Source organism: Bacillus sp. AK128, from assembly GCF_053903075.1.
The window spans coordinates 2,025,073-2,050,671 of the sequence record NZ_CP096379.1 but is presented as its reverse complement, the minus strand read 5'-3'; the positions used below and the strand labels follow the sequence as shown (position 1 = coordinate 2,050,671).

Genomic DNA, 25,599 nt, shown 5'->3' with positions numbered 1-25,599 from the left:
GAGAAATCATATATTACGTGACATTATTTACTTAAATTCTTACTTAGGAGTGTAGATCATGGAAAATGTATTTGATTATGAGGATATTCAGTTAGTTCCAGCAAAATGTGTAGTAACTAGTCGTTCAGAGTGCGACACGACCGTGACACTAGGAGGCCGTCAATTCAAACTTCCTGTTGTGCCGGCTAATATGCAAACCATTATTGATGAAAAAATAGCCCTTTACCTTGCAGAGAATAATTATTTCTATATTATGCATCGCTTCGAGCCTGAAAAAAGGATTTCATTTGTACGAGATATGCAATCTAAAGGGTTCATTGCATCTATTAGTGTGGGTGTGAAAGAAGAAGAATATCAATTTATTGAAGAGCTTGTGAAAGAACAACTTACACCTGAATATATCACTATTGATATTGCGCATGGACATTCAAATGCCGTAATCCAAATGATTCAACATATTAAAAAGCATCTACCTGAAAGCTTTGTTATTGCAGGTAATGTTGGAACACCTGAAGCAGTTAGAGAACTTGAGAATGCTGGCGCTGATGCGACAAAAGTGGGTATTGGCCCTGGTAAAGTATGTATCACAAAAATCAAAACAGGATTTGGTACAGGCGGCTGGCAGTTAGCAGCACTTCGCTGGTGTTCAAAGGCAGCAAGTAAACCAATCATCGCTGACGGTGGAATCCGTACTCACGGTGACATAGCGAAGTCGATTCGTTTCGGTGCAACAATGGTCATGATTGGATCCCTTTTTGCCGGACATGAAGAGTCTCCAGGTGAAACTGTTGAGAAAGATGGCAAGTCTTATAAGGAATATTTTGGCTCAGCTTCTGAATACCAAAAAGGTGAAAAGAAAAACGTAGAAGGCAAAAAAATGTTTGTTGAACATAAAGGTTCCCTACAAGACACATTAACAGAGATGGAACAAGATCTACAGTCCTCTATTTCATATGCGGGCGGAACTAAGGTAGACGCAATTCGTCACGTTGATTATGTGATTGTTAAAAATTCTATTTTTAATGGGGATAAAGTGTTTTAAGTTAACCTTTAAATTTATATGATAAAGGCTGTGTTAAAGTACAGTGTTGATTTTCAGCAGAGTTGATTGAAGTGTAAGGATGCGAGACTCCTGCGGGAGAAGCGTGGTGAAGGAGACCCCGCAGGCGACGCGCCGAGGAGGCTCCCGAACCCGCCCGCGGAAAGCGAGTGTCCTGGAACGGAAATCAACAACAAACTTTAACAGATCCATGATAAAAGAAAAAAAGAAACCAGCTTCCATCCGATTAATAATGCGGAAGCTGGTTTTTATTTATACCTCTGATTTTTTCTCTCTAAATGAAGGGTGAATCCTCAAAATTGATTTTCCGGTAATCACAACAAGGACAAGATTATGACGCTCATTGAAAATAGGTGTGCTAAGGTGAGTAGCCATCTTTTCCACCCTGTTATCAATAACGCAAAAAATAAGCCAATACTTGGGCATCCAATCAAGATGGTTATATACAACAACATAAATACACCTGAAATGGATTGAATACCTATAATTAATGGAAACAGCCACAAAAGCAAAAATCCAATAAAAGTTAGTAAAGATATTTTTTCCGCTGTAGAGTTAAAAGTTCGGCTCCACTTTCTCGATACTTCAATGTAGAAGTCTTCTTTAGTCATTTCATTACCCTGTTCATTACTGAAAATAAGAGCTAATTGTTTTACTCTTTGAGATTTTGATAATTGATCTCCAAGCCTGTTTTCAGAATCTAGATATCCTGCTTGAATTAAACGCATATGTAAATGTCTCATGTTTCTAATGAGAATTTGATCATCTTTTAGCCTACGTTTCTTTTTTTGAAAGATAAGAACAAAATATAGATGAAACAAGGCTAATCGTATTCTTGGTATTAATTTCTCAATCATATATGATTCCACCCTTTTTTCTATCAACAATACTGCTCCGTAAAGACAATCTAACACAATCTTCTTATTAATTTTAACATAAAAAATTCACTATGTTGATTTATATAAAATCTAAAATCAACATAGTAAATTACCCGTAATCATCGCATTAATAGTACGTTTACGGGTAATGTCATGGTGTTACTGCAGTTGTGTGTATTTTAGTCGGTCATTTGGGGCACTAAACAGAAATTTCAGTTAGGAATCAAAATTTCTATCAAAGAGCCGCTATATACTCTCTACCCTTCTCTCAACTCCACTTAACGGGAATATTAAAGTCATGGTTGTACCGCTCCCGACCATGCTTTTAATTGTCATTTGTCCTTTATGACTATCTATAATGCTTTTGCATACCATTAGGCCTAGTCCAGTCCCTTTCTCCTTTGTGGTAAAGAATGGCTGGCCTAGTTTTGACAGAAATTCTTCAGGGATCCCACAACCTTGATCAGAAAACTCAATATTTAATAAGTTTCCTTCTGTTGTGATAGTAATAGTGATTTCTCCCCCACCTTGCATGGCTTCCATCGCATTCTTTAGGAGATTAATAAAGACCTGCTTGAGTTTATTTTCTAAACCATCAATAATAACATGCTTCTGCTCTGCAAAATTATGAAATTTTATTTCTATGTTTTGTAAGTTTGCTTGGGCATTCATAAGGAGAACAACTCTTTGGAGAAGATCAGATATTTCCACTTTTCCAAAATCCCCTTCATTTGGCTTAGCTAGCAATAATAGCTCACTCACAATGGTATTAATACGGTCTATTTCTCCTAGCATAATCGGTAAATATGGCTCATTCATGTCATCTTTAGAATCCAGCAATTGAGTAAATCCTCTTAAGCTTGTTAATGGATTCCGAATTTCATGTGCAATACCAGCGGCAAGTTCTCCCACAACAGATAGTTTTTCAGATTGAGATATATATTCATTAGTCTTTTTAATTTCTGTTAAATCTCTAACAACAATATGTACAGCAGCATTACCAGCATATTCAAAAGGAATAATCGTAACCTCTGCATGGATGATGTCACCATCGAGTCGGATTAGTTTTAATTCACTATCTTCAACTTTTTCCCCTTGCATAGACCATTGAATTCGCTCTTTCACAGCTGCATGGTCATCCGGAGATACAAATGTAAACAGGGTTCTTGAGAGAATATCTTCTGAACTTTGTCCCCCAAACATTTTAATCCCAGTCTGATTGATGAAAGTCCAGCAATCTTTATGTAATTCATGTAAGATAATTGTCAAAGGTGAATTTTCAACTAGAAGTCTATATTTTTCTTCGCTCGTTTGTACTAGTTGAAGAGCTTGTCTTTTCTCTTTAATTTCCCTTTCCAACTGTTCATTTGTATAGCGAAGTTCTTGTGTTCGCTGCTCAACCAATTGTTCTAGTTTTGAATGTGCTTCATCTAATTGTTTCGACTGCAGCTGTAATAACTCATTTTGTTTCTGCAGCTCCCACTTCGTCTCATATATTTTAACGAAGCCTTCTATTTTACTTTTTAAAATATAGGGATTAAACGGTTTAAACAAGAAGTCAATCGCCCCTGCTAAGTACCCGTTGATTGTATAATCTGGTGTTTGAGTCAATGCAGTGATAAAAATAATTGGAATTTCCTTTGATTTTTTACGTGCACGGATTAGCTTAGCCGTCTCAAATCCATCCAGACCAGGCATCTGTACATCAAGAAGGATAATGGCAAACTCTTTAATTAATAGCCACTTCAGAGCTTCTTCACCTGAATTGGCTTTTGTTAATTGATAACCTGATGATCCTAATACAGCCTCAAGGGCTTGTAAATTCTCCGGTCTGTCATCTACCATTAAAATGTTTATCATGGGTTTTTCCATCATCATCTCGTCCTTATGTTTTTGATATAGCTACTTTAAGAGACTTTGCTTTTGATAAAGCTTCTCACTTTTATCTATCTCCATATAGCGTTTTTCATAATTCGAATAAGAAAGGCCCTCTCGAATTCCAAGACCCAAAATTCCTGAAGTGGCCAAACTATCATAAAATAACTGATGGACACGTTCTTGTAAATCCCGGTCAAAATAGATTAAAACGTTACGACAAATGATCACGTGAAATTCATTAAACGAGCCATCTGTTACAAGGTTATGTTGGGCAAAAATAATATTCTCTGCTAAATGTGAATGAAAGCAAGCATGCTCCTCATCTGTTGTGTAATACTCTGAAAATGCGTTCTTCCCACCAGAGTTAATGTAATTACTTGTATACGACTGCATTCGATGAAGGGGAAACTTCCTGGTTCGAGCTTTTTCAAGAACTTTTCCATTCATATCGGTTGCATAAATTCTCGTTTTCTCATAGAGACCCTCTTCGTATAAGAGAATGGCCATAGAGAAAGCTTCTTCTCCAGTGGAACATCCCGCATGCCAAATTCTTATAGAAGGGAGATTTTTTAGAACAGGAACAACTTTTTCCCGGAAAGCTTTAAAAAATGAAGGATCACGAAACATTTCGGTTACATTGATTGAAAAGTCAGCGTATAGCCGATTCATTGTTTCAGGATTGTGCAACACTTTCTCTAGTAACGAAGTCACGGTTCCAAGCTTATCTGCTTTAATTCGATACCAAATTCTCCTTCGGATCGAGCTAAAAGAATAGTTTCGAAAGTCAAACCCGTACTTTAAGTAAATTCCATTTAACAGTAATTGAATTTCTATTCGTTCCAAGTCTGAACAATCTTGTGTTGGTATTGTTGAAGCTACTTCATGTTGATATTCATTCATATAAGTCATAGCATCACCTAATCTAGTTAATGATGTAACCAAACTCGAATAATTGAAAACAATTGTTCAAGATTAACAGGTTTACTAATGTAATCAGATGCACCCGCATCAATACATTTTTGGCGGTCATCTTTCATAGCCTTGGCGGTTAGGGCAATGATTGGTAGATTTGCATATTCCTGCTTTTGTCTAATGATCTTCATTGCTTCATACCCATCCATTTCGGGCATCATGATGTCCATTAACACAATATCCGTTTCTATTTGTTCTTGTAGAATTCTAATTGCATCTTTACCATTCTCTGCAAAAGTTACTTCCATTCCTGCTGCTTCTAACGAGCTTGTCAGAGCGAAAATATTTCTCATATCATCGTCCACAACAAGGACCTTTTTACCTATTAAAGAAGGCTCTTCCTTCGTTACAGCCACTTCAGGGTTGGAGTTGTAGTCAGAAAATGCTGGGATTGTAACGGAAGCTTCATTTTCTACGTCGTTTGATCTTATCCCTTCACCTTCTGGAATGAATAGAGTGAAGGTACTTCCATGATTCTCTAAACTATGGCAGGAAATTGTCCCATTTAATAGTTTTGCAAGTTCTTGGGAGATTGATAATCCAAGCCCGGTTCCACCATACTTTCGGCTTGTTGTTCCATCTGCTTGAGTAAACGCTTCAAAAATAACAGAAAGTTTATCATTTGGAATTCCAATCCCTGTATCAATAACTGAAAATGCAATGCCTTTTTCATCTTCATGAGTAGTGTAAGAGATTTGTAATTGTACCTGGCCTTTTTCTGTAAATTTAAAAGCATTGGATAATAGGTTCTTTAAAATTTGATTTAATTTCTGTTCATCTGTATAAATAATATCCTGCAAACCTGGATCCGTATTTACGTTAAACGCTAATCCTTTTTTCTTGGCAATTGGCATAAACTGACCATTTAGAGAATGAACGATATCAGTTATAAACACTTCTCCCTCAACAATCTCCATCTTTCCTGATTCAATTTTAGAGAGATCTAAAATATCATTTATTAATTGAAGCAGGTCATGTCCAGATGTGAAAATGGTATTAACATACTCCAATTGTTTAGCGTTTAGATTTTGCTCTCTATTTTCCAGCAGCATTTGCGATAAAATTAATAAACTGTTTAAAGGCGTTCTAAGTTCATGTGACATGTTTGCCATGAATTCCGATTTATACTTTGAGCTCGTTATAATCTCTTTTGTCTTCTTCTCAAGAGACTCTTTTATTTCTTCTAATTCCCTTGTTTTCATTTCGGAACTTCGATACTGTGCCTCAATTTCATCATTCATCGTTCGCAATTCTTCCTGCTGAAGCTGTAATTCTTCCGATTGTGTTTGAAGTTCTTCATTTAAAGTTTGTGATTCCTCTAGAAGCTTTTCTACCTGCTTATGCCTAAAGATTCGGCTAAACGTTATTCCAACCGTATCGTTTACCTGCTCAAGGAAATCCTGATGAAGATCTGTAATAGATTGTAGTGTAGCAAGCTCTAAAACACCTAACAATTCATCATCCAGAACAATAGGAACAATGATGATGTTCTTTGGTTTTGAATCACCAAGTCCTGAAGAGATTTTAATGTAATCTTCAGAAATATTTTCTAAAAGAATCATCTCTTTTGTTTTGGCAGATTGACCAACTAACCCTTCACCTATATTGATTCTGTCTATCCCTGGTTTACCATTTTGCAATGGAGTATAAGCATAAGAAGAAAGTTTTTCTAAATAATGATTCTCTTCATCCTTTTGTATTAAATATAGGACCCCATAACTAGCCCCTATGGTTTGAGAGATTTTTTCTATAAAGCGTTCGCCAGCAATATGTAAATCATTAACCCCTTGGGTAAGCACAGATAAGTCAGCAAAGCTTGTTTTTAACCAGTTCTGATCTTCAATTTTCTTACGGTATTGCTGTTCAACCAGTTCCTGCTTTTCAAGAGTACTTACCAATTCATTATAAGCTTTGGCGATTTCGCCAATTTCATCATTTGAATGAACATCTACTCTTGTATAACCAACATTATCATCTGCCAACGTGACTAATACGTTTTTAAACTTCCTTAAACGTTTTGTAATATTATTTATGACTATAAGTGCTATTGCAACAGTAAGAATAAGGCCTGTGATCCCTAAGATGATAATAGTTTTAAATGCATTAATGTATGCTTGCTCTGTTTCTTTTAACGTATCCTGCATTACTGTTTCTTGGAAATGGATTAGCTCTTCAGCCGTCTTTATAATCTGTTCTTTATCTTCTTTAGCTGATTCTAGTAAGCTCGCATCCCTGGTAAATTTATTTGCAATTAATTCGTCATAACTTAATTTAAAGGAATCATAATGATTAGAAAGTTTTGCTAAAATATCCTTCGCCTGTTGGAATTCCATGATATTCTCTAACTCTACTAATTTTTGATTAGCACTTTGAAAGGCCTTATCAGACAATTCAATGGAATGTATGTCAATTTCACTATTCTCAGTCAAGATATCTAAATCGATAGAGCCCAATTCATAACGAATCGTATTAGCATGTTCAATCTTAAAATAACGATCGTTGACCAGTTCATTCATCTGCTGTGTCTGGTTGTAATATGTATTAATAATAATACCTATGATCATACCTACTGCAATGATAACAACTCCAAAACCGGTGAATAATATAGTTTTAAAGTTCATGAAGTGTGCTACCTCTCTTCTATGTGGTTTTTTAGACTATACTTTAATATACCATCATTATGCTGTATTTTTACAAAAGATTGTAAATATTTATCCTAAATATCAAAATTTTGGTAGTATATGTCGAAAATGTTTTTCCATAGAAGCTTATATAATCTTTTGAAGATAATTGATTAACCATGACAAGGTCATAATTACATTGATTTTCTAAATTAATATACTTTATTACTAACTAACCAGTTCAACTGGGAGAATAAGTTCGTTCCATTGCGCTGCAGGCACTCGCTTTCCGCGGGGAGGAATCTGAGCCTCCTCGGCTACGCCTGCGGGGTCTCAGCCTTTCCTCTATCTCCCGCCGGAGTCGAGTGCCTTCCGCTCCATTCCACTAGGTTTTAAAATAGTGTTCAGAATCAACAAATCAATTAATAATAAACAAATAAAAACCCGAACTAGTAGGTGAAATATTCATCAAAATATCACCTAACAGTTCGGGTTTATCACTGGCTGAAATACTCATACCCCAGCCTCCTACTGGACTTTTTCTATTTTATTAAGAAAGATTTATTCCCACCTAAAAGTACGACTTGCAATGATAAAGGCAACTATTGCCCATGTACTGAGAATCAGTCCTTCTAGCCAAAGTCCCGTAATGGGTGTTCCTACATTCATTGTTTCACGGAGAGCCGTGCTTAAATGAGCGATTGGCAATACTTTTACAATAGGTTGGAGAAAATCTGGCATATTGCTAATTGGAAAGAAGACGCCACCTAGGAATAGCATCGGAAATGTTGCAAATCCAGCGATGGGTCCAGCACTCTCAGGATTCTTCGCAATACCTGCGATGATAAAGCCAAGCGCCATGAAAGCTAATGTTCCTAAAATAACAAAGCCGATTAATACCAACCAGGACCCACTCACATTGACTCCAAAGATTAAGTTTGCTACCAGCAAAACAAGTAAAGCTTGTAGACCATTTAAGAAAAGCCTTGCTGTAATTTGAGCGGCAATAAATGTCGAAGCTTTGAGTCTAGTGCCTTGCATTCTTCTTAAAATACCACGCTCACGCCACGCTGATATTTGACCTGCAACACCATTCATGTTGTTACTCATAATCATCATAGCGACAATTCCCGGAACTAAAAAGTCTATATATCCAATGTCAAGAGCACGAATCCCCTCTGCTTCCACTTCCACAATTGGAGTGTAATTAGTAGCTTCCTTACTCCATTCATCGATGGTCGCATTCACCACTGTAAGGCCTAGCTCAGACGCGGTCATATTCGTTTCATTATAGTAAACAGGTAAGATATAGGCTGGATCAATATCTGATCTAGTTGTGACAGACTCCCCATAGCCTTCGGGAAACTCCATTACAATTTGTACATCTCCCTTTTCCAAGGAATCCAGTGCTTCAGTCAAATCATCAGATTCATTTACGTTTACCGCTTCATTTTCTTTAAGAAGAGAAACAAGTTCCTCTGAAGCATTTGTTTGATCTCGGTCCACAATCGTAAGTGAAATGGAGACACCACCACCATTTCCTACAAATGATCCTAGTGCAATCATTAGAATAAGTGGAAAAAGTAAGGTAAAAAAGAGAACTTGCCGGTTTCGTGCAAAGATACGGAGCTGGGCTAATGTTAATTGCCAGTATGCTTTCATTCTCGTAAGCTCCTTCCTGTCATATGTATAAAGACATCCTCTAAAGTTGCCGTTCTCGTCTGGAGATCTTGCAGGTTAATGTTTTGCTTGGATGCTTGTTGAATCAAATCAGTTAATGTTAATTGAATCGAATCAGTGTATAAAACATAGCGCTCATTGCGATTACTTACCTGCTTTACACCTTGTAAGGACTCTAAGAAAGAAGCATCCTCATTTTGTAAAAGGGAGAATTCAACCGCGCTATCTGATTGAAGATTCTTAACCAAAGTCGCAGGTGGATCTAGTGCAATTAGCTGACCTTGATCCATGATTGCAATTCGGTCGCATAGTACATGGGCTTCATCCATATAATGAGTCGACAGGACAATCGTTTTACCTCTTGCTTTCAGCTTTTCAATGATATCCCATAGTGTTCTGCGTGCTTGGGGATCTAGACCTGTTGTAGGTTCATCAAGAAAGACAATTTTAGGATCGTGAATAATGGCAAGTGCAATGGCTAATCGTTGTTTTTGACCACCAGATAAATATTTAATTCGGTCTTTCTTCTTTTCTGACAAAAGCACTTCATTAATTAATTCTGGTATTGATACATGACTTGGATAAAAGCTGGCATACATCTCCATAATTTCTTGAACGGTTAATAACTCAAAAAGAGAAGTGGATTGCAGCTGTACACCGATCACTTCTTTCACTTGTCCGATCTGCTTACGTATATCAAAGCCAGCTAGTCTTGCCGTGCCTTCATCAGGCTTCCGAAGTCCAACAAGCATTTCAATTGTTGTCGTTTTACCTGCACCGTTAGGTCCAAGTAACCCAAATACCTCTCCAGCTTTAACGGTGAATGTCAAATCGTTTACAGCGGTGTGTTTTTCATATCTCTTGACTAATCCATCCACTTCAATCATGTCTTCTTTCATTCTTCTCACACCTTTCAATCCTAAAGAAAACCTCTACAACAATAGGTAGAGGTCTTTTTCTATCTTTATTATACGCGATGGTAATCTGCACGCCAATTTTCAACCAATTGCTTGATTTGTTTTGGTGTTAAACTCTCACTTACTGCCTTTTCAGCCAATCTAGGAAACTCGTCATCGCTCGCAAATCGTAATGCGATTAACTGTTTCATCGAAATTTGAGGATCCAACCGATTCCCCGTTAAAACAAAATAACGGAAATTTTCTTCAGAACGAATGAGACGGTCTTGCAGCTTTAATGCATAAAGTCTTAGTTTCGCAATAATGAGTAAAAACAAAACCGGCCCGATCAATAACAATAAATTCGTTATTGAAAATCCACTACCAATTTGAATAATACCTAGAATGACAGTAAGTAAAGCTAGTGGCGCCAAAACGTAATGAAAAAGTGGATCAATCATGGCGTGCTTGTTATAATTTTGTTCCTGTTCCATCCTTTTACACCTTCCTCATTAGAATCTAAGATTATGTATCTCAGATTCTATTATAAAGAAGTACGTAAGAAAGGCATACTTTTAAGCACAAATAATGTAGTAAACCTTTCACAAGAGCTATATCGCAAACACATGGTTCCCAATTGTGTCAATTACTTGTCTTTCTCGAATCCAATGGTCTGAGGCGGTTTCAGGGTTATAAAAATACAGGGCCACTGTGTCATGCTTTTCTACAAGTAAGGCTTCTTCAACTGCTTCAATCGACTCTTGATCAGCTGCTTGTTCAATGGAGTTATTTTGAACAGGTTCAAACTGATTTTCTTCATATATTACTTCGTTTATTGAATTCGGGAACTGCTCGTCCTCTACTCGGTTTAATACCACTTCTGCTACTGCGACTTTTCCTGAATACGGCTCGCCTTTTGCCTCGGCTAAAACGAGACGTGCTAGTAAGTTCTTTTCAGCTTCTGAAACTACTATCTTATGCTTCTTCATTTCTTCCTCATTAAGATGCTTATTTGAAAGCTCCTCAGTTAAAAACTGATAGGTTGGCATTTCTATTCCCGCTAGATCTTGTTCATAGAGCTTCTTCAACGTCTGCTTCGTTTGTTGATCTAGTAATGATGCACTACTTATGGTCCCTGCTGGAACGACCAAACTGATTGCCACTATACATATTGTCATGAATCGAATGGTTATGTTCATCGCATTACCTCCTGTTTTAGTTTCTTAGGAACAGGCCTATATCTAGGGTAACATATATATCCAACAATTCCTTAGTAGATGATTGGTCGTATTATGACAGGCATATGACAAAGATGACGTTCCTTTTTCAAAACAATAACAACCCACAAAAACCAACAAAATTCTACAAACACTATAGTAAGAACAAGAAATGGGGTATTGTTATGTTTTCTACAGCTGAAATTGGAATTGATTTAGGAACAGCTAATATATTGGTTTATAGTAAAGGAAAAGGTGTGGTACTCAATGAACCTTCAGTGGTAGCTATTGATAAAAACACTAAAAAAGTCGTAGCACTTGGTTCGGAGGCAAAACGGATGATTGGTCGAACACCAGATCATATTGAAGCCATTCGTCCCTTAAAAGATGGAGTGATTGCAGATTATGATATTACAACCTCCATGCTCAGAACAATCATGAAAATGACATCCCGAAAGCTTGGCATGTCATTAAGAAAACCAAATGTTGTTATTTGCGCTCCTTCTGGTGCCACATCTGTTGAAAAAAGAGCAATTGAGGATGCTGTTAAAAGCTCGGGTGCCAATCAAGTTTTCTTAATTGAAGAACCTGTTGCGGCAGCTATTGGAGCGGATTTACCCGTAGATGAACCCATTGCTAATGTCGTTGTTGACATTGGAGGCGGTACAACTGAAGTGGCGATTATTTCGTTCGGGGGAATTGTCTCATGTCATTCCGTCCGAATTGGCGGGGACCAATTTGATGATGATATTATTCAATATATCCGTAAAACGTACAATGTACTAATCGGCGAACGTACCGCTGAAGAAATGAAATTTGAGATTGGATATGCCCTACTCGAACACACTGAAGTTAGAATGGATATCCGTGGACGTGATCTAGTGACTGGCTTACCAAAAACGATTTCTGTTTCATCCTATGAAATGCAGGCAGCCATGAAGGATTCGTTACTTCAAATACTTGATGCCATACGCGCAACACTTGAAGCATGTCCGCCAGAGCTCATTGGGGATGTGGTGGATCGTGGTGTGTTATTAACCGGTGGTGGCGCTTTAATGAATGGCATTCAAGATTGGCTACGTGTAGAGATTGTGGTACCTGTTCATATCGCCCCTAACCCGCTTGAGTCAGTAGCAATTGGAACCGGAAGATCGTTATCGGTTATTAACAAGCTTTTAAAAGCAGCGAAATAAGAAATAGAATAGCCGATTATGTCATCGAAACTGAATGAAATAATCGGCTATTTTAAATAATTGGAAAGAATAGATTCTAATTAGATATTACAACAGCAGGAAGATTGAGTTATTTATCTTTTTTATCTCTTGCAAAAAAACGTCAACGGTTGACTTCAATATGGAATCTCGGTGGTAAACAATATAAAAATATCGTGTTAGGGTTAAATCCTTTAATGGCATGGTCTGTAGAAGTCCCAGTTTAAGTTCTTTCTTTATAGCACTTTTAGAAAGAATCGAAATACCGAGACCTACTTCAACTGCCGATTTAACAGCCTCTGTGCTTCCAAGCTCTAAATGAACCTGAAGCTCCTCAGGATTTATACCAGCTTTAAGTAAGTATTGGTTCATGACCGTTCTGGTACCAGACCCTTTTTCTCGTAAAATTAATGGAAAACTCTTTAGTTCTTGAATATTAATACTAATCTTCCCTTTGTCAAAATATCCAGGTTTAGCAATTAACACTAATTCATCTTCTAAGAAGGGGTCAAGAACTAGATCCGGATCCTCTACTGGTGCTTCAATCAACCCCAAATCATATTTGCGATCCTTGATATTGGTTAGAATTTTATTCGTATTTGTAATATCTACACTGATTTGGATCATTGGATAATCATTTTTAAATGCCCCTAGTATTTGCGGCAATATATTTTCACCAATTGTTAAACTACATGCTACATTTAGTTCACCGTATACTTTATCGGACAAGCTGGTAATTTCTTTCTCTGCATTCTCTATTAATTTAATAATCTCTTTTGCGTATTGATAGAGAACTTTGGCTGCTTGTGTCAGTTCTACTTGTTTCGTTGAACGTTCAAACAATGATGTATGTAGATGTTCTTCCAAGGATTTTATATGTGAAGTTATGGTTGGCTGAGATAAATAAAGGACTCTAGCAGCCTCTGAGAAACTTTTCTTCTCTGCAACGATTATAAAGGTTCGTAACTTTTCATAGTTCATAGTTCCCCCACCAATCTATGAAATAGCCAAAATCCCCTTATAGAAATAAGGAGATTTTGGTTAATAAAATTATTATTCTTGGCCCTTCCAGCTTTCAAAGTCAAGGTGTTTGTATTTTGTTAAATAACGTGTTGGAAGTGCAAGAGCATCCTTTCTAAATGGAGGTGCTAACTGTGTACCATCAACCATTATGTCAATGACAGTTGGTTTATTTGATTTAAGTGCTTCGGCAACAACTCGACCAACATCCTCAGCTTTATCTACCCGGATTCCGACTGCACCCATTGATTGAGCAACTTCCGCGAAATTTGGCCCATCAATATCTGAACCAATAAAACGATTATTATAGAAATCTACTTGATTTTTCTTTTCTGCGCACCATGCTTCATTATTAAACACGCATGCTACAACAGGTAGATTTTGCTCAACAGCAGTACTTACTTCGTGTAAGCTCATTCCCCAAGCACCATCACCAATGATCGCAACAACTGGTGTATTAGGCTCAGCCATCTTAGCTCCTAATGCTGCCGGATAAGCAAACCCTGTATTACCAAATGTTAATGCAGCAATATGTCTTCTTGATTCATTGAATCGTAAATAAGCATTAGCCGTTGATGATACATTCCCAATGTCGGTTGATACAATCGTATTTTCAGGCAAGACCTTTGTTAATTCAAGTAATGCTCTTCTTGGATTTATAGGGCTTCCTTCTACCATCGCCAAATCTACTAATTCCTGTAACCATTCTTGGTTCAATTTAGTAGTTTCTAGCAAACGTGGTTGATTACTTTCTCTATCACCCAATGCTTCTTTTAATAGAGTCGCAAGTTCTTCACTAGCTGCCCTTGCATCTCCAATGATTCCTACCTCCACTGGATGAGTCCTTGCGATATTTCGAGGGTTAATGTCTACCTGAATGATTTTTGCTTCCTTAGGGAAATAGTCAATATCATAGCAAGGTAATGTTCCGAATACGGAAAGTCTTGTTCCAATTGCTAACACAACATCTGCCTTTTGTAAAGAGTACATGGCTGACTTTGCACCCATATATCCAATCGGACCAACGGCAAGAGGATGATTAGCTGGGAAAGCATCATTATGCATGTAGGATACTGCAACAGGGGCTGTCAAAAGCTCCGCAATCTCTTTTACAGCTTCGATTCCATCTGAATCAACAGTCCCACGCCCAGAGATAATCACAGGATTTTTTGCTTCTTTTAATAATTCAACAGCACGTTGTAATGATTGAGGGTCGCCTGCACCTCGAGAATCTACACGGTATTGATGAGGCTCTAAAATATAATCCTCTAGTTCTCCGTAGAAATAATCACGAGGAATATCATATAAAACAGGTCCTCTCTCAGCATAAGCAATTCTAAATGCTGTACGTAAACAATCTGCTACACGACTTCGGTGAGTAACACGAACCGTTTCTTTTGTAATACTACTAAATACAGATACTTGATCACATTCTTGGAATCCATCCCAACCAATGGTTGGTGTTCCAGCTGAAGGTGAAATGATAACCATTGGTGTATGTGCCTGATATGCTGCGGCAACAGATGTTACCATATTTGTCATACCAGGGCCGTTCTGACCTACTACCACTCCAGCTACTCCTGTTACACGAGTATAGGCATCTGCTGCATGAGCTGCTGTTTGCTCATGTCGAACCGGCACGAAACGGATTCCTGCCGTTGGAAATAAATCAAGCATATCCATAAATGCTGATCCAACGATCCCATATACGTTTTCTACACCCTCTGCTACTAATGTTTCAACAATTGCCTCACTTGGCGTCATCTTTTGTTTTTGTTTCTTCACGTTTTTTACCTCAGATTCTAATTTTGCCATTATGATTCCTCCTCATTTTTGTTTGATCAGTTATTATCATCTCGTCATGACGTACGTACCAGTTCAGCCGTTCTTAACTTTTCTACTAGCAGTTTGTATACGTGCGTAACATCTTCCTTTGTTGGTACTCTAGGATTTGTTAAGATTCCATTTCCACTTAAAGCGTCCTCAACTAAAACGGGGATACTTTTTTCAAGCTCATCACTATTTACAAACGTAAGAGCATCCTTCCATATTTGAAACTCATTGTTATACTCTTCTACTATTTCAACTGCACGATTAGCTAAATATGAAGTAGATTGTGTTCGATCTTCTCCAAGACAAACCGCAACCTCAGCGTATTGATTTTCTGCCACATCTAATCCAAACCTCATGACAAAAGGTAATAATAAGGCAACACTTAGTCCATGAGGGATATGAAATCTTGCACCTAATGGCCGCCCTGCAGCATGAGCAAGATTCGTTGAAGCATTTGAAAAGGCAATCCCTGCGTAGCAGCTTGCAGTAAGCATTTCCTGTCTTGAATTAATATTCTTTCCATCATGGTAAACAGAAGAAAGGGCCTTCCCAACCATAGTTATTGCGGTTCTAGCGAAATGATCACTTACTGAGCTAGAGCGATTAGAGACGAAAGCTTCCATTGCATGTGTCAGAGCATCAAGACCTGTGTAAGCGGTAAACGATGGTGGTAAACTTTCCGTCAATTGAGCATCTAATATACAAACATCTGGAATTAAGTCGTGATGACCAGGGTTCATTTTTACACTCGTTTCAGAATTGGTAATCACCATTACTTTTGTAGCCTCAGAACCAGTTCCTGCTGTTGTAGGTACGGCAATCAACGGAAGTCGATCTACCTTTCCTAAGTTCGGAATGTCTTCCCACTTTACAGTTGAATTTTTTCCGAATACAGCAACAGCTTTTGCTAAATCAATTGCACTCCCACCACCTACAGCAACCACACAATTAGCATCAGTGGTACTTAATGTAGCCAAGGCAGCTTTCAAATGATCAGTAGTTGGTTCACCTCGATAATCAGAGAAAGTCGTCATCTTAATATTTTCTTGAAGCAAGATTTGTTGGATTTTTTGATCATATCGTAATGATTCTGATATTAAAAAAGCATCAATAACAACAAAGACATGTGTAGCTCCTTGTGAGCTAGCCAATTTACCTAGTTGTTGTAAACAACCGGGACCAAATTCCATATGGCGTGGTAACGAAATAGTCGTCATTCACTTCCTCCTCTCTCTTATTCAAACAATTGCGGATGTATATATTGCTCTAGGGTGATCTCCCCAACTGTAAAAAGATTCTGAGCTTCATCAAGCCATACCCTCCTTTGATTTACAAACTACTTCATAAATCCAACTAGCCATAAACTAATTTCAGGAATATACGTGATCAGTAATAGAACAATAATCATGGTAATTAGTAAAGGAACAATTCCTTTAATTACCTGTTCAATTTTTAATTTGGCAACACCGGCTGCGACAAAGAGGTTTACGCCAACAGGTGGAGTGATAAATCCAATTGACAAGTTAAATACCATAATTAATCCAAAATGAATCGGATCGATATCTAACATCAAGATCATTGGGAGTAGAATTGGAGTTAAAATAACAATGGCTGCAAGTGCTTCTAATACAAACCCAACTATTAAAAGGAATACATTTATTAAGAGAAGAATGACAAATTTGTTCTCACTTACACTCAACACAAATGCGGCAACGGTTTCTGCTACCCGTTCAATTGTGATAAGGCGCCCAAATATAGTAGCCATAACAATTAACATAATAATGACAGATGAAGTAATACCCGCTTGAGATAAGCATTTATAGACAGACTTTAAACTCAAATCACGATAGACAAACATTCCAATAATCAGACCGTATGCGGCAGCTACTGCAGCTGCTTCAGTTGGTGTCATAATACCACCATAAATACCACCTAAGATTAAGATTGGCACTAATAAAGCGAGCTTAGCATCCCATAGAGCCCGAAGCATATTCTGCAGATTAAAGCTTCTATTTTCTCCTCTCCAACCATTCTTCTTAGAGATGAAAAATGAAACAATCATAAGAGCAACTCCTGTTAATACACCAGGAATGATTCCTGCGATAAACAATTGTGAGATGGATTGTTGGGCAACTACCCCATATATAACAAACGGATTACTTGGAGGTATGATTACTCCGATTGATCCTGCTGTCGCGATAATCGCTGTAGCGAAGCCTGGGCTATAGCCTTGTTTGATCATTGCTGGAATTAATAATGTTCCAATTGCAGCAACTGTAGCTGGACCAGAACCACTTATGGCAGAGAAAAACATACACGTAACAACTGCCACTAACGCTAGACCACCAGGTAGAAAGCCAAGCAATTCATCTGACAGCTTAAGAAGCTTCTTAATTAAACTTCCCCCACCCATAATGATTCCTGCTGCAACGAAGAAAGGAATCGCCATGATAGGAAAGTTGTCAATACTAGTAAACGCTGTTTGCGGGAAAAAGCTAATGGGAATTACCTCTGAAGCTAACACTGTAGAGAGAGTTGAGATTCCAAGTGCAAAAGCAATTGGCATGCCAATTAAAATAAACAATGTGAAATATCCGAATAATAATAGAGTAATATTTGATTCTCCGAGGATGAAGATAGGTATTGCCATAATACCAGCCAATACCAAAGAGATCATACCATCCTTTACTGTCATCCCTTTAATATCTGTTAGTAAGTTTTGAATGATTCGAAACGCTATAATGGCAAAACCAATTGGCACTGCACTATACGGAATTGCCATTGGAATACCTAAAGCTGGTGTAGTTTGTTGTGTTGAAAATTGGAAGGTAATCAACTGAAAACCATCTTTAATTAAGATGTAACTGAAGAATAAAATAAACAAGCTGTTGGCAACATGAATGGACTTCTGAATATGCTCTGGAAACTTTCCAACTATAAGATCCACTTGAATGGACTCTCTCTTTTTAATCGCCAAGCTTGCTCCTAAATAAGAAATCCAAATAAATACGTAACGAGATAGTTCCTCTGTCCATGTAGTAATATTAGCAATTTCAATGAAAGGTAAGAGGTACCGATTTATTACTTGAAAATTGATTAGGATAATAAAAGTTAAGAAACCAAGGACAATTAGCGCTTCTTCAAATCGGTTATCTAGTATTCTTATAAAAGAATACTTTTTGTTTTTTACTGAAGTAGTATCAACAGAATTTACAATTTCTGCACCTTGATCCAAATGCCTCACCTCCTAGTGAAGCTGATTTCATTTCATTTCGGCAATGAAATGAAATCAGCTATAGCTTTTATAATTATTCAAAAATACTATCTTTCGTTTTACCTAATGTTTTTAATATTAGATCTACATACTCTGGCTCCGCTTTTCCTTCTGTTACAAACTCATCCCATACAGGCTCAACTGCCTTTTTCCATTCCTTCATTTCCTTTTCAGAAGGCTCGTAAACTTCAATTCCAAAGTCGATAAATTGTTGTTTTGCTTCTGCTTCACGTTCATTTGCAAGGTTTCGCTGCCATTCAACCGCTTCTTTTCCTGCTTCCATTAAAATCTCTTGTTGTTCTTCTGTTAAACTATCAAACTTTGCTTTATTCATCACAACAATATCAGAGCTATAGTTATAGTTAACTTCTGTAGCATACTTCAGTACTTCCTGATGCTTCGTATCCCATAGTAAGGAGTAACTATTTCCTTCTCCTTCAACCGTTCCCTGCTGTAATGCTGTAAATACTTCAGCCCATGCAATTGGAGTAGGATTGGCTCCAAATTGTGAAAAGTCAGCCTGTTCAATTGGTGAATTGGTTGTTCTAATTTTTAATCCTTCTAAATCACTTGGAAGTTTAACAGGTTTTACATTATTAACAACCTGTCGGAATCCGTAATCGGGGAAGAAGATTACTTTGAATCCAGATTCCTCCATCTCTTCACGAACTACATCTCCTGGTTCACCATCAATTGCTTTATACACCTCTTCTTTTGTTTCAAAAATATATGGCAAATCCCAAGCTGTAAAAAGGTTTGTAAAGCTTGACATATTAGGAGTTGACGAGCTTGCTAGTTCAAGAGTTCCTTGCTGAGCTCCCTCTATAACTTCTCGATCACTGCCTAGGACAGCGTCATGAAAGGTTTCAATAATGATCGTTCCGTTGGATTTTTCTTTCACCAGTTCAGCAAATTTATCAATACCTTGTGAAACTGGATGGTTACCTGCCTTAGATTGACCAAGTCTCATCTCAATAACTTCTCCGTTGTCACTATTTGTACCAGCATTTTCGTTCCCACAGCCGCTAATTACACTGATTGTAAGTACAAACATGAATAAGAACAGGAATCCTTTTCGTTTACTTCTCATCAACAATTCCCCCTCAATTTATAGTAACGCTTAAATGTTAACGCTTTCATTTTACTGCTAAAACATCATGACATCCGGACCAGTTAAAATCTATGTCCAATTGATTGACTCCGAATTAAAAGGAAGGTGGTGATTTTCTCTTTGTCTTAAGGCGAAAAACATACATATCAGGACGGAAATAACCTTGGTAAAATTCTACTGGCTGGCCATGCTGATCATAAATAATCCTCTCAACACTTAGTACACTTGAATTAGGCATTACTTCTAATAGCTTAGAATCATGTAAATTTGTTGTTTCACTAGAGATAAATTGTTCTGCCTCAGAAAGTACAATGCCTAACTGATTCTCCAACAGATCATAAATTGTTGCTGTATTTAAATCATAGTTTGTAAGTTTAATACCTACATCTCTTCTATAGTAATGCTTTTCAATTGCAATGGGAGTACTGTTTGCATAACGTAATCGTCTGATTGTATATAGATGATCTTGATCAAATACATCAGCTGCCTGTTCAGAATCAATATCTTCTCCTGAGTACAAAAGCTTGCTACCAGGCTTCATTCCCATATTAGTTACGGTTTCTGAAAAACTATTTAATTGAGAAAGCCATTCATGAACAGGAGGCTTCTTCGAAATATACGTACCTTTTCCATGAATCTTTGTTAAGGTTCCTTCGTTTACTAACCTTGAGACAGCTTCCCTTATTGTGGTTCTACTTACTGAAAACCGTTCCATCAATTCTCTTTCACTAGGAATTCGTTCATCATAAATCCCTTTTTTAATTTCCTTCTCTAACCATTGACTAATTTGAAGATGCAGAGGTATTGGACTATCTGAATTAATCATCTTCGTCCTCCTTTCATGAGGTAATAACGTACGGACCAGTTGAACAAGATCAGCTTTTGTTAATACAATTAAAGCATGAATTGGAAAAAAATATCAAGCTAATTTTCAGAATTAAAAGATTACTATTCGTGATAAGTGTTATTACAATATCAAATAATGAATCTATACTTATGTACTCATCTTTTTTCAATGTGTATAATCGTAAAGTTACTAATCTTTTATTAGTCTATTACGAATCCTTATAACTCTTATAAAAGATTCCGATGATTTATATCCATATATCTATGCTAAGGTAAATAAAAATAAATGAAAGGGAGAGAATCTAATGGAACTAGAAAGACAGCTACAGTCTCCACTCCCCCAGAAAAGGGAAAGTTTGTTAGCAAAAGAGCAACTGAAGGGAATTCTACTAACGTTAGTACTTGCCATCATAGCAGGGCAAATTGTAAGACTACCTTTCTTTTCTATTATGGGAGTAATGATTGTTTCCATCCTGTTAGGGATGACGTGGAAATCTGTGATGGGTGTTCAAACGATCATGAATCCCGGTATTACCTTTAGTAGCAAGAAACTCTTAAGAGTAGGGATTATCTTAATGGGTCTACGTTTGAATTTAAGTCAAATTGTAGAAGCAGGATTTTCAATCATACTAATTGATGCAATTGTGATTGTCTTTACATTAGTTGTCATGCTTTCGTTAGGAAAAGCACTTAATGTTCAAAAGCACCTTGCTGCATTAATAGCGGTTGGAACAGCGGTGTGTGGTGCAGCTGCAATTGTTGCGGTTGCTCCATTAATTAAGAGCAAAAAAGAATACACTGCACTAGCAGTAGCATGTATTGCTATCCTTGGAACAGTTGGGGCACTTATTTATATTTTCATCTATCCATTTCTAGGCTGGGACGATTATTCCTATGGTGTGGTTGTGGGAGCAACCCTTCATGAACTAGCTCACGTAATTGCAGCAGCAGTTCCTGGAGGAAATGTTAGCGGTGAAACGGCTATTCTAACAAAACTAGGTAGGGTTGCCCTACTCATTCCAGTAGCCTTTTTGATGGAGTACTTATTTACTAGAAACGAAGAAACCAAAACCCAAAAGAAATCCTTTAAAGACTTACCTATTCCTTGGTTTATTCTTGGTTTTCTAGCAATGAGTGTTATTAACACATTAGGGATCCTTTCATCTTCTATCACTACCATGCTGATTATACTAAGTGTTTACTTATTATCCATGGCTATGGCTGGACTTGGTCTTAGCATTAACTTTTCCGATTTCAAGCAAGTTGGGCCTAAACCAATTATTCTAGGGGTAGTTGGAACAGTTCTACTTGGATTGTTAGGTCCATTTTTATTGTTTTTAGTTTAACAATGCTCTGTGGGCTCTCCCTTAGACCACATCTAAGGGTGTGCTCACAAAAAAGCTCTCCAAATTAAGGAGAGCTTTAAAATTGATACTGTAATAATATATTTATATAGCGACTTTCTGTCCAACAGAAAGGTCTACTTTTTCTTTACGGGTCAACTTTACATGCTGATATGCACAATATCCTAAGAACACAGCTACTACCACATAAGCCATCGAGAATTGCGGCGCTGCATTAAATGCTAATTTAGGAGCATGCATAAACCCAACGAACGATAGCGTTGCACCTACTAATGAAAACATACCAGCTTTCACATACTGCTTATCAATGACAAATACAGTAATAGCACCTAAAACTATTGCAGTAAACATTGCCCCTTGCCCAAGTGGTACTATCCCTCCTGAAATACCTGCCACAACTTCTCCTGCAGCATTATTAAAACGTGTCATCACATAGTTTGCGAAGTATGGTAGCATAGCAATTGCAACTGCCGGGAAGTACTTTGTTTCGTTAGATTGGAATGCCGTACTAACCATTGAAATTCCAACGAATACTAAAATTGGAGCAACTGCAGCTACCGGAATAATAGCCGCTAATAGCGCGATGACTCCTGTCATTGCAGCAATACCAAATACAATAGCATTTAAAATACTATATCCTCGTCCTGCCCCCATCGCTTTGGAGCCAACAGTCGCAATATAGACAGTTGTTGGAAATAACCCTCCAAACACAGCCCCAAGCATAGTTCCAACACCATCCACTGCCTGACACTCACGAACATCATAAGAATCACCAGCAGCACTCATTGCATCTACGTTATTCATGGTTTCAATCGCATTATATAAAGTGATTGGTAAGATAACAGCCATTAAACCGATTAAGCTACCAAAAAGATAACTCATTCCATCAAGTCCAGCTAAAGTGGGTAAAATCGGATAAAAACCAATATTACCGAGACCTTCGACAATCTTATCTTGAGATTGATAACCTAAAGTAAATGCTAGAATCGTCCCAACTAAAATCGCAAATAGTGAAGTAGGAATCTTAAACGGCATGGCTACTTTTCCAATAACCCCGACAATAATGATGACGAGTGTGACTAACCCTACTACCGGAATTGAAAATGTATTAAATAACATCTCACCAGCGATAAACGTAAGCGCTACCCCTGCTAACGCACCTAGCATGGCGGCTCTTGGGATTTGATTACGAACCCAGTTCCCAGTAACACTTACTAATGCCTCCACTAATCCACTTAAAAAAGCAGCCGCTACTGCGATCTTCCAAGCAAGCTCAGGATCATTTGTTAATGCTTTTGCAGGAGCCAAAACCCCAAATAAAAATACAAACATAACAGGCGTACTTATTCCGTATGAAAGAGCTGTAACATCTGTTCTTCCCTCTTTTTGAGCCAAGCGCTTTGCCATATGAGCATAATATAAGTTACCAACCATAACAGCCACAGCTGCACCAGGGATTACTTTTCCAAACACAATACTAGCCGGAAAGCCCATCCCAAGCATTGTCACAGCTATAATGACAAAGTTGGCTAAGTTATTTTGAAAAAGGGCAAAGAATGCATCTGTATCTTCCTTTTTATATAAAGGATAGTTAACGGACTGGTTCATGATGTTTTTCTCCTATCTATTATGAATTTTGTATAGTTGCTTCCTCGAGAAATATTACTTTTCCATCTTGTAGTGATTGAACGCGAGCAAGGGATTCAACACGGTACCCCTTTTCTTTTAGCTTTTCTCTACCATTTTGAAATGATTTTTCAATTACAATACCAAATCCCGCCACCGTAGCACCTGCTTGTCCAACAATGTCTGCTAACCCTAACCCAGCCTGCCCATTCGCTAGAAAGTCATCAATAATTAATACGTGATCTTGAGGAGTCAGGAAGCTTTTAGATACCGTAATCGTGTTCGTTTCTTGCTTCGTAAAAGAGAAAACATTACTTGTATACACATCATCCGTCATCGTCAGTGACTTCTTTTTCCTAGCAAATACAAGCGGTACTCCTAATTCATGTGCCGCCATAAAGCTTGGTGCAATACCAGATGACTCAATGGTTAGGACTCTAGTAATCTTACTCTCTTTAAATCTAGCCGCAAATTCCTTACCAATATTGATCATCAAACTCGTATCAATTTGGTGATTCAAAAAATGGTCGACCTTCAACACGCCACCTGAAAGAACCGTTCCTTTTTCTAAAATTGCTGTTTTTAATTGATCCACCCAGAGTTACCTCCCTACACAACTTTTCAACATAAACCCTAAAACAAAAAAAACGAATAGCAAGAAGATCCCTTTCTACTAAAGTGATCTCCTACCATTCGGTTTAACAATTTGAAATAAACCTAGATAAAGAGTAACGAAATAACCCTATACCTGTAAGAACAATCACTTGTAGTCAGGTCATTTACGGTAACCTGGTAGAAACTTTTGGGCCATATCCCCACGATTATACAAGTGTATTTTATATTAAATTTTCGGGTATGGAAGTGATTATAAATTAATTCACACTAAATTGGAATACTTTTAGTCAAAATTCCGAACAAAAATTACTTTTCGGAATTTTCAGTTCGGATATTAGTTACATAATAGTGAAAATTTTACAATTTAACAATTTCAGAAAGAGCAGATTAATTAAGTACAATAATGGCTATTGCAAGAGACTTTATTAGCTTTAAACCTACTCCCCTTATAGCCTACTAAAATAAGCATTGAATTAACTTAGAAGATATATAAAAAGCCTATCAAGTCATGAACATTTTAAATCATGACTTGATAGGCTTTAAACGTAGTTTACCGCAGAATTCTTATAGTTTAGATGCTATCTTTTCCTGTACAACCTCTGCTAACTCATTTATGTTCCATTGATTATATACTTCGCTTACTATAGGTGGATGAATGGTAATTTTGACATCTCCTGGTTGAAACAAAAATCCCTTTTCCTCAAATAGTTTGTAGGAACCATCAATTGTAATTGGTACAATCGGTACACCTGATTTTGTCGCAAGTCTAAAACTCCCGGACTTAAACGGAGCAACTGGACCACCTTTACTTCTAGTACCTTCTGGAAAAATCACCATCGAGTGGCCTTTTGTCAGTAACTCTGATCCCTCTTTCATTGCTTTTACTGATTGTCTTGGGTTATTTCGATCCATAAAAATACACGGCAGGACTTCCATCCAATGGGATATGATCGGTAGCTTCTTTACTTCAATCTTCGAGATAAATCCGATTGGTTTCTTGATATAGCCAATTAATAAAGGAATATCAAAATTCCCCTGATGATTTGAAACAAATAAAACCGGACCATCTGGGATGAATTCCTCACCCTCCACTGAAACCCTTGCTCCTGAAGTTTTTACAACACCCTTTGCCCAACGTTTAGGAATGTCATGAACCAGCTCGTCTCGTTCTTTAACAGATAAGTGGTCTAAAGAACTCCTCTTCCACTTGAGTAATGTAGGAATTGAATAAGCTAAATAAAGCCACATATAACTAAATCCATAAATTGTTCGTAACATAATTGTTCTCCATTCAGTCTACGAGGTAGTAAGGCTAACACCGATGCTCTCGCACATTATAAAAGTAGTAAAATGAACTATTTCTTTTTATATACTGCCTTATAATAGTGTTCTTTGTCTATAACAGTTATTTTATTCAACTAATTTATCAGGTCAAGTTCCAAATTATATAGGACTCTCCCTGTGCATCAATTTCTTACAAGTTTGTCTTCATTGACC

General features: G+C 37.4%; 20 protein-coding genes and 1 riboswitch. Of the genes, 3 read left to right on the top strand and 17 right to left on the bottom strand.

What is annotated here, in order from left to right; translation table 11 throughout:
* Nucleotides 1-58 precede the first annotated feature (58 nt).
* On the top strand, nt 59-1,042 hold the full coding sequence (gene guaC, locus M1D60_RS10195; RefSeq protein WP_456279046.1) for a GMP reductase: 984 nt from the start codon (nt 59-61) through the stop codon (nt 1,040-1,042).
* Between the two features lie 332 nt (nt 1,043-1,374).
* On the opposite strand, the gene M1D60_RS10190 is transcribed toward guaC, so the two are convergent.
* The 8 genes from M1D60_RS10190 to M1D60_RS10155 all read right to left on the bottom strand — a co-directional run bounded on the left by M1D60_RS10190 (nt 1,375) and on the right by M1D60_RS10155 (nt 11,178).
* Entirely contained in the window at nt 1,375-1,917 is a 543-nt protein-coding gene (locus tag M1D60_RS10190) for a hypothetical protein (protein ID WP_456279045.1), read from the bottom strand.
* 267 nt (nt 1,918-2,184) lie between these two features.
* Nucleotides 2,185-3,798 carry an ATP-binding protein gene (locus M1D60_RS10185; protein ID WP_456279044.1) on the bottom strand — a complete coding sequence of 538 codons (1,614 nt, stop codon included), beginning with the start codon at nt 3,796-3,798 and terminating at the stop codon, nt 2,185-2,187.
* Between the two features lie 42 nt (nt 3,799-3,840).
* On the bottom strand, nt 3,841-4,716 hold the full coding sequence (locus tag M1D60_RS10180; RefSeq protein WP_456279409.1) for a CheR family methyltransferase: 876 nt from the start codon (nt 4,714-4,716) through the stop codon (nt 3,841-3,843).
* A 26-nt stretch (nt 4,717-4,742) separates the two neighbouring features.
* On the bottom strand, nt 4,743-7,409 hold the full coding sequence (locus M1D60_RS10175) for a response regulator (RefSeq protein ID WP_456279043.1): 2,667 nt from the start codon (nt 7,407-7,409) through the stop codon (nt 4,743-4,745).
* 561 nt (nt 7,410-7,970) lie between these two features.
* Entirely contained in the window at nt 7,971-9,071 is a 1,101-nt protein-coding gene (locus M1D60_RS10170) for an ABC transporter permease (protein ID WP_456279042.1), read from the bottom strand.
* Nucleotides 9,068-9,988, bottom strand: coding sequence for an ATP-binding cassette domain-containing protein (locus M1D60_RS10165; RefSeq protein ID WP_456279041.1), 921 nt, complete (start codon nt 9,986-9,988; stop codon nt 9,068-9,070). The genes M1D60_RS10170 and M1D60_RS10165 overlap by 4 nt, the downstream gene beginning before the upstream one ends.
* 68 nt (nt 9,989-10,056) lie before the next feature.
* Complete coding sequence (locus M1D60_RS10160) at nt 10,057-10,479, bottom strand: DUF6526 family protein (RefSeq protein ID WP_456279040.1); 423 nt, start codon at nt 10,477-10,479, stop codon at nt 10,057-10,059.
* Nucleotides 10,480-10,596: 117 nt separating this feature from the next.
* Nucleotides 10,597-11,178 carry a cell wall hydrolase gene (locus M1D60_RS10155; protein ID WP_456279408.1) on the bottom strand — a complete coding sequence of 194 codons (582 nt, stop codon included), beginning with the start codon at nt 11,176-11,178 and terminating at the stop codon, nt 10,597-10,599.
* A gap of 209 nt (nt 11,179-11,387) precedes the next feature.
* Between M1D60_RS10155 and mreBH the strand changes: the two genes are divergently transcribed.
* The gene (gene mreBH / locus M1D60_RS10150) at nt 11,388-12,395 is read left to right on the top strand and encodes a rod-share determining protein MreBH (protein WP_456279039.1); all 1,008 of its coding nucleotides are present in this window, start codon (nt 11,388-11,390) and stop codon (nt 12,393-12,395) included.
* Between the two features lie 87 nt (nt 12,396-12,482).
* Here mreBH and M1D60_RS10145 read toward each other — a convergent pair whose 3' ends face one another.
* From M1D60_RS10145 to M1D60_RS10120, 6 genes are all read right to left on the bottom strand, one after another.
* Complete coding sequence (locus M1D60_RS10145) at nt 12,483-13,394, bottom strand: selenium metabolism-associated LysR family transcriptional regulator (protein ID WP_456279038.1); 912 nt, start codon at nt 13,392-13,394, stop codon at nt 12,483-12,485.
* A 72-nt stretch (nt 13,395-13,466) separates the two neighbouring features.
* Nucleotides 13,467-15,248: a sulfoacetaldehyde acetyltransferase gene (gene xsc, locus M1D60_RS10140; protein WP_456279037.1), complete on the bottom strand. Its 1,782-nt coding sequence runs from the start codon at nt 15,246-15,248 to the stop codon at nt 13,467-13,469.
* 44 nt (nt 15,249-15,292) lie between these two features.
* A complete protein-coding gene (locus tag M1D60_RS10135) occupies nt 15,293-16,483 on the bottom strand; it encodes an iron-containing alcohol dehydrogenase (RefSeq protein ID WP_456279036.1) in 1,191 nt (396 codons plus the stop codon).
* A gap of 119 nt (nt 16,484-16,602) precedes the next feature.
* Entirely contained in the window at nt 16,603-18,501 is a 1,899-nt protein-coding gene (locus M1D60_RS10130; RefSeq protein ID WP_456279035.1) for a TRAP transporter large permease, read from the bottom strand.
* A 73-nt stretch (nt 18,502-18,574) separates the two neighbouring features.
* Nucleotides 18,575-19,630 carry a TRAP transporter substrate-binding protein gene (locus M1D60_RS10125; RefSeq protein ID WP_456279034.1) on the bottom strand — a complete coding sequence of 352 codons (1,056 nt, stop codon included), beginning with the start codon at nt 19,628-19,630 and terminating at the stop codon, nt 18,575-18,577.
* A 115-nt stretch (nt 19,631-19,745) separates the two neighbouring features.
* Entirely contained in the window at nt 19,746-20,477 is a 732-nt protein-coding gene (locus M1D60_RS10120) for a GntR family transcriptional regulator (RefSeq protein ID WP_456279033.1), read from the bottom strand.
* Between the two features lie 325 nt (nt 20,478-20,802).
* Between M1D60_RS10120 and M1D60_RS10115 the strand changes: the two genes are divergently transcribed.
* Nucleotides 20,803-21,843 carry a YeiH family protein gene (locus tag M1D60_RS10115; protein ID WP_456279032.1) on the top strand — a complete coding sequence of 347 codons (1,041 nt, stop codon included), beginning with the start codon at nt 20,803-20,805 and terminating at the stop codon, nt 21,841-21,843.
* Between the two features lie 102 nt (nt 21,844-21,945).
* Here the strand turns inward: M1D60_RS10115 and M1D60_RS10110 are convergent, their stop codons facing one another.
* The 3 genes from M1D60_RS10110 to M1D60_RS10100 form a co-directional block, all read right to left on the bottom strand.
* The gene (locus M1D60_RS10110) at nt 21,946-23,469 is read right to left on the bottom strand and encodes an NCS2 family permease (protein ID WP_456279031.1); all 1,524 of its coding nucleotides are present in this window, start codon (nt 23,467-23,469) and stop codon (nt 21,946-21,948) included.
* A 19-nt stretch (nt 23,470-23,488) separates the two neighbouring features.
* Nucleotides 23,489-24,082, bottom strand: coding sequence for a xanthine phosphoribosyltransferase (locus M1D60_RS10105; protein WP_456279030.1), 594 nt, complete (start codon nt 24,080-24,082; stop codon nt 23,489-23,491).
* 152 nt (nt 24,083-24,234) lie between these two features.
* Nucleotides 24,235-24,336, bottom strand: a riboswitch (purine riboswitch).
* Between the two features lie 330 nt (nt 24,337-24,666).
* Nucleotides 24,667-25,380: a lysophospholipid acyltransferase family protein gene (locus M1D60_RS10100; RefSeq protein ID WP_456279029.1), complete on the bottom strand. Its 714-nt coding sequence runs from the start codon at nt 25,378-25,380 to the stop codon at nt 24,667-24,669.
* Nucleotides 25,381-25,599 lie beyond the last annotated feature (219 nt).